General features: G+C 74.7%; 2 protein-coding genes and 1 pseudogene. All 3 read right to left on the bottom strand.

The window, feature by feature from the left end; genetic code table 11:
• A pseudogene (locus tag WCS02_RS18875) lies at window positions 1–530 on the bottom strand (30S ribosomal protein S12 methylthiotransferase RimO); the annotation flags it as partial.
• A 131-nt stretch (window positions 531–661) separates the two neighbouring features.
• Complete coding sequence (locus WCS02_RS18880; protein ID WP_340295830.1) at window positions 662–1,477, bottom strand: NYN domain-containing protein; 816 nt, start codon at window positions 1,475–1,477, stop codon at window positions 662–664.
• Window positions 1,470–3,399: DNA translocase FtsK (locus WCS02_RS18885; RefSeq protein ID WP_340295831.1), on the bottom strand; the 1,930-nt coding region annotated here is incomplete at its 5' end. The genes WCS02_RS18885 and WCS02_RS18880, both read right to left, overlap by 8 nt.

Here is a 3,399-nt window from a genome sequence, read left to right on the forward strand (position 1 = left end):
CCGGCGAGGACCCCGGCGTCCGGCGCGGCGAGGACCCCGGTGCCCGGGACGGCGGTGCCGGCGCGGGCGGCCTGGCGGTCGACGGGGCTCAGCGGGAGCAGGCTGCGCCGGTCGCGCGGCACGTGCGAGGCGGGCCGCTCCCCCGCGAGCACGGCCTGCAGGTGCGAGCTCATGTCGGCGTAGGAGTCGAAGCCCAGGACCGCGTCGGCCTCGGGCAGCGAGCCGGCGAGCTCCGTGCCGTAGCGCTCGGCGAGGCAGCCGACAGCGACGACGGCGCGGGTGCGGCTGGTGCCGTCGTGCCCGCCGTCCTTGAGCTGCGCGGCCTCCAGGAGCGTGTCCACGGAGTCCTGCTTGGCCTGCTCGACGAAGCCGCAGGTGTTGACCACGGCGACGTCGGCGTCGGACGGGTCGTCGACCAGGGTCCAGCCCTCGGCCTGGAGCCGGCCGGCGAGCTCCTCGGAGTCGACGTCGTTGCGGGCGCAGCCGAGGCTGGTGATCGCCACGCGACGGGACGAGGTCGCTGCAGGCACGCGCCCAGGGTACGGCGCCGTGCCGCCGGACCCCGCCACGGCGCGGCCCGGCGGTGCGTCGTGCGAGGGACGGCCCGCGCGAGGGACGGCCCGTGCGACGGACGCCCGGGCCCGCAGCTCCGGGACGCCCGTCAGGAGCCGCCCGCGACCTCCCGCAGGGACCGGGTGGGCCGCAGCCACGCGCCGTCGGGCGGCAGGGAGTCCAGCCGGGTCCGGTCCAGCGGGTGCTGGAACGCGCCCGGCACCTCCTCCAGGTCGAGGAAGCGCAGGTGCGGCGACTGGGCGGCGTACCCGGCCACCTCGAAGAACGACAGCACCGTGACCTCGACGCCGTCCTGCGCCAGGGCCTCCAGCGGGGCGAGGAAGTTGCGGCCGTCGCCGCTGGCCACGACCAGGCGCGCCAGGCGCCCGGAACGGGCCCGGTGGTGCACGTGCTCGAGCATGTCGAGGTCGACGTCGTCGCGGTCGGCCAGCTTGGGCCGCGCGAACACCGCGAACCCGAGGGACCGGACGGCCTCGACCCAGCCGCGCATCTGGCCGGCGTTGACGGGCGGCACGTTGGCGAACACGGCCCCCTCGACCTCGTGGCCGTCGTCGCCGAGCTGGACCAGCCAGCGGGCGATGGCGTCGTAGCGGGGCCTGCTCGCGGCCGTCGGCTTGGCACCGATGACCTGGGCGAGCGTGGCGTCGATGTTCGGGGCGTCCCAGACGAGCAGGTCGATGGGGGCGTCCCCGGCCGGCAGCGGGAACATCGGGGTGGGCCGCTCGGTGGCGGCGGCGCTGGGGTGCGCGTGCGCCGCGGCGGGCCGCGGTTCGGGCTCGCCGTCCCCGTGGACGTCCGCCGCGAACTGCGCGTCGTCGTCGCCGTCGAGGTCGCCCGGCCAGCCGTCCCCGGTCACGCCGGCACCCCTGTCGCCCGCGCCCACGTCCCGCCAGCCGTCAGCCACGTCCTGTCAGCTCCCATGCGTCCTCGGACGACCCGTCGTCGTCCCACCCCTCGGCAGTCTCCTCGCCTACGAGCGCCCTGTCGCCCCCGACGCCGTAGCGGTCGACCGGGGCAGCAGGCCCGGGACCGCCGCGGTCGTCGTCCCTGTCGTCGTCCCTGTCGTCGTCCCGGTCGTCACGGGCGCCGCCGGTGGCACCGGCCCCGTCGGCGTCGTCCCAGCCGTCGTAGGGCGCGTCGGCCGCGGCGCCCCCGCCGGACGGGGCCGCGGGCGGCCCGTCGCCGCGCAGCCGGGCGAGGACCTCGGGCAGGTCGTCGGGACGGACCATGACGTCGCGCGCCTTGGAGCCCTCGCTGGGCCCGACGATCTCGCGTGACTCGAGCAGGTCCATGAGCCGGCCGGCCTTGGCGAAGCCCACCCGGAGCTTGCGCTGCAGCATCGACGTCGACCCGAACTGCGTGGTGACGACCAGCTCGGCGGCCTGGAGGAGCACGTCGAGGTCGTCGCCGATGTCCTCGTCGATCTGCTTCTTCGCGGCCGGCGCGGTGACGTCCTCGCGGTAGGCGGGCTGCAGCTGCACCTTGACGTGCGCCACCACCTCCTCGACCTCGGTCTCGGTGACCCACGCCCCCTGCACGCGCATGGGCTTGCTCATGCCCATGGGCAGGAACAGCGCGTCACCCTGGCCGATGAGCTTCTCGGCGCCGGGCTGGTCGAGGACGACCCGGGAGTCGGCCAGCGAGCTGGTCGCGAACGCCAGGCGGCTCGGCACGTTGGCCTTGATGAGGCCGGTGACGACGTCGACGCTCGGCCGCTGCGTGGCCAGCACGAGGTGGATGCCGGCCGCGCGGGCCAGCTGCGTGATGCGGACGACGGAGTCCTCGACGTCGCGCGGGGCGACCATCATGAGGTCGGCGAGCTCGTCGACGACGACCAGCAGGTACGGGTAGGGCGTGAGGACCCGCTTGGAGTCCGGCGGCACGCTGACGGTGCCCTTGCGGACGGCCTTGTTGAAGTCGTCGACGTGCCGGAACCCGAACGCCGAGAGGTCGTCGTAGCGGTGGTCCATCTCCGCGACGACCCACTGCAGGGCCTCGGCGGCCTTCTTGGGGTTGGTGATGATCGGCGTGATGAGGTGCGGCACGCCCTCGTAGGCGGTGAGCTCGACCCGCTTGGGGTCGACGAGGATCATCCGGACCTCGTCGGGCGTGGACCGGACGAGCACCGACGTGATCATCGAGTTGATGAACGAGGACTTGCCCGCGCCGGTGGCGCCCGCGACGAGCAGGTGCGGCATCTTGGCGAGGTTGGCCACGACGTAGCCACCCTCGACGTCCTTGCCTACGCCGATCGTCATGGGGTGGGTGCTGCGGCGGGCGACCTCGGAGCGGAGCACGTCGCCGAGGCAGACGGTCTCCTTGTCCGCGTTGGGGATCTCGATGCCGATCGCCGACTTGCCGGGGATCGGCGACAGGATCCGCACCTCGGCGCTGGCCACCGCGTAGCTGATGTTGCGGCTGAGCGCGGTGACCCGCTCGACCTTGACGCCCTGGCCGAGCTCGACCTCGTAGCGGGTCACGGTCGGGCCGCGGGTGTAGCCGGTGACCGCGGCGTCGATCTGGAACTGCTGGAGGACGTCGGTCAGGGCCTCCACGACGGAGTCGTTGACCGGGCTGTGCGTCTTGTGGGGCGTCCCGGCACGCAGCTGGGTGACGTCGGGCAGGGAGTAGACGATGTCGCCGGTGAGCGTGAGCTGCTCCGCGCGCGGCGGCAGGTCCGACAGGTCGGGCATCGGGGTGACGACCGGCTCGGCCGCCGGGGTCGGCACGGCCGCGGCGGCGGGCACGACGGACGCCCCGGCCGGGCGGGACGCACCTGGCGTGGCCGACGGCTCGGCACCGGGACGGCTGCCGGGGCGACCTGCG

This window comes from Aquipuribacter hungaricus (genome assembly GCF_037860755.1).
GTDB classification, from domain to species: Bacteria; Actinomycetota; Actinomycetes; order Actinomycetales; family JBBAYJ01; genus Aquipuribacter; species Aquipuribacter hungaricus.